The 3,222-nt window shown below is 41.3% G+C and carries 1 protein-coding gene; it reads right to left on the reverse strand.

Going from position 1 to position 3,222, the window contains the following annotated elements:
• Nucleotides 1-92: 92 nt before the first annotated feature.
• Nucleotides 93-3,032 carry a hypothetical protein gene (locus B157_RS0110850; RefSeq protein ID WP_157618391.1) on the reverse strand — a complete coding sequence of 980 codons (2,940 nt, stop codon included), beginning with the start codon at nt 3,030-3,032 and terminating at the stop codon, nt 93-95.
• Nucleotides 3,033-3,222: the final 190 nt, after the last annotated feature.

Genomic DNA, 3,222 nt, shown 5'->3' on the forward strand with positions numbered 1-3,222 from the left:
GCTAAGAGTGGCCGCTGGCAATTGGTCAGAGACCGCCTAAATTTAGTTGACAACGACTAAGTCAACTTAAGGCAGGTAGTTTTGAAATGCACCTAAGTTGAACTTAAAATTTGAGATGCACGATGAAGCAGTAGTTCGGCGATGTCTGCTGCGTTTTCGTTATCACAGTAGAGAAAAAAATCCTGTAGGTGCTTTTGCAAGCTAATTCGGTCATCGTCGTAGATAAGCGGTCGACGATCTATTCGCTCCTCTCGCTCAAAATCTTTGTCTAAACCCTTAAGAAAAAGGGGAATGAAAAATTTCCTATACTTAATATGATCCTCTTGCTCCGTATTGAATGGTAGCATTATCAGCGCCCGTGTAAGCACTTGGCTGTGCCAATTCACCAATCTAATCTCCTGAAAGTCAACAGCCTCATTCTCTTCCCCTGTTATAACGTTACGAATAAATTCGCTTTCAGTCTTTTCAATCTGTTTTTGTAATTCCTCATTCTGATAAGCTCGCCATTGATCTTTTTCCTGTGATTTTCTAAGTTGAGCGAATCGAATTAAACCCTGCCAAACTTGGTTGGCTACAGTGGCATCTGCTTCCCATAATTGTTCACGTAACGAAGCCAGTAAAGGATCCATTTCGATTCTATGGAAAAAGGATGTCAATGCCTGAAGAAGTAGCTTAATAATCCGCTCACGTTTTTTTAGGTCGTTGGTTGTTTTGAGCAACAGAGGTAGGGCTGTTAATGCAGCATCCCGATCAAATATTGAACCTGGAGGGCCATCCTCTAAATAAGCATCTCGGTGCTTAGTCCTAACAATTAGCCTATTAATAGCTCCTGTAATTGTTTCAAAACACCATGTACGCTGTTCTATGTTTAGTTCTTGATTCAATTCACGAACACCAATGACAGCTAAAGAAACTGGTCGGTCGTGAATAAAATTAAAGCTTTCATTAACCTTGTATTTTTCAAATGTCTTACTCCACAGGGCATAATCAGCTATTGCCCCATCTTTCCGATCATATATTTTTCCAATCCAGATGGCTGCTACAGCAGCTTGTTCATGAGATTCACGTTCAGGCAGAAAGTCATCAACGAGTTTTTGTACAGTTGGCTCATAGGCAGGTTCAATGATAAATCCTCCCAGCTCTGACTTATGCTCAGTTATCTGCCATTTGCGAGCGTCTATTTCGTGAAGGGTTTTCCGCCAATATATATCCTGCTCATCAGCCTCCTCCCACATGCGATCTAAAACACTGAAGAAGGCTTCGTTAAACAGTTTCAAGTTTAATTGCAAATCTAAAACGAACCCCTTCAAGCCATAGCCATATTTCTTTCTATGTGGCAATTCATTTAACTCATGTCGCTTTGTTTGGGCAAATGAGATCTCATCGTCCCAGAGTGCTAAAGTATTGATTTGGTCATCAAGTGCACGATGTACATCCCATTCATAAAATTCTCGTACTCCCAATAATGGTAACATTGCCTCACCGACCTCCTGCGGATAAGCAATTGCTACACTAACCAGAACACTACTGATGGCAACTGTTTCTGAGCCATGAAGTAAATAATCAAAAAGGAGTTGAATGTTTTGTCGGCTAACTTCAGTTTTCGCTTCTACTATTTTTAATAAATACGCTTCTAAGCTCATTAAGAGCGATTCTAATAGATATGAAGAGACAACAGTACCACGATAGGCCTGCCAAAGCACATGGCTGCCTGATTGGTTTACCAACTGACCATCTAAAAGTTGAAGTTGTACCTCCGCTATTTCATCCCCTCTAGCTTCTCTCGATTTGACGTAATAATTGGTACAATGGTTAACTATTTCCAATAGAAAATCTGTGCCCCGTTGCCAGTGGTTTAACAACAAATTGTAAACTGGCGTTTTAAATATACCTGAAGGTGAATCGTCGATATGATTTTCAAAACCAAACTGTCTATTCTTATCGAAGGAATAATAGTCGTCCTCTTCTTGTTGTTGTTCAAGTATTCTGAGTATCGGACTTAGATTTTTAGAATGTTCTGATGTTTTAAGGCGAGGTTTCTTTATCCATGTTGCCTTGGCCATCGCAATAACCTGCTCCGGCAAAAATTTGGTTAACGGACGGCAGTATATTCCTGACAGAGTCATCTTGCGGATGCGTCCGTAAAACGATTTATCGTGGTAGTCGTACCGATCGGTTGGCTTAGGTATTGCTCGCTCAAGAAGAGCTTGAACTTCACTTTTTGCATACTCAGTCAGTTCAAATGTAACGTCAAGCAAACTTTTTACTCTATTTTTAAGTGGCTCCTCTTGCCAGGCTTTCTCTTCTTGGTTTTCAATCTCCTCTAAATAAGTAAATAAAATACCTTTAACTGCCCCGACTTCTCTCGTCGATAAACGTTCACTATCTTTATACAAGCTGTAGCTCCAGTCAATTAACAAACTAGTAATCAAGATACGTAAGCTACCAAGTCGAGCTAAATAAAGGTGGATAAATGACAGAGTTGCCATCCAACCCGACCCAACTGGATATAACAGTTTATGGGTATGGGAGGTCTGATGTTCCTTGCAGGCCGTGCGTAAAAGATGAATAGTGCGTTGTAGGAACTGGGCTTGACCCTCCAATAACTCGGTTTTAAACTCTTCAAAAAAGATTAAACTTTCATCTGATCGCAAAATGGCAACAAGCACCTCGTCAGCCCAGTAGGGTTCAATAAAGGCTTGCTGACGGGTTTCCCGTATCAATTCAAAAACGGTGGCTGCTCGGTTACGTAGGGAATCTTCAACCCATAATCGAAACGCCCGACGTAAAGCTGGTTTATTGCCAATATTTTGATAAAAGGCTTCGGGTTCATGGTGTGTTTCGCGTAACCGACGAATATGCTTTACCAATGCCCAGTCTTCAAGAATATCATGTGATGGTGCATATTTGAGTTCATTAGATTGCTTCGTTAGAATATTGTCATTTACTAATTCATCAATAGCCGCGGGGTCTGCCAGTTCCGGTTCCGCATAAAGAGTCATGCGTTGCGCCCGCAACAGGGCGACTTCCATGAATGCCTTATTACGTTTACTGGGCATTCCAGCTCGAACCACAGAGTGATTTTCAACAATGTGTTGCCAAAGTCGATTTTTGAATTCTGTTAAAGTTAACGCGAACTATGAGATCTTTTAAGCAGCTAAGGCCCATTCAGATTCACCGGAAGCGAGCAGACGGTTACTTATGTCGACGTGTGCTGTTGGC

Origin of the sequence: Spirosoma spitsbergense DSM 19989, from assembly GCF_000374085.1 — a bacterium.
Classification (GTDB): Bacteria; Bacteroidota; Bacteroidia; order Cytophagales; family Spirosomataceae; genus Spirosoma; species Spirosoma spitsbergense.

Bases quoted from the DNA above. Each gene is read 5' to 3' on its own strand.
- B157_RS0110850 (WP_157618391.1), bottom strand. From the start codon at position 3,032: ATGGAAGTCGCCCTGTTGCGGGCGCAACGCATGACTCTTTATGCGGAA.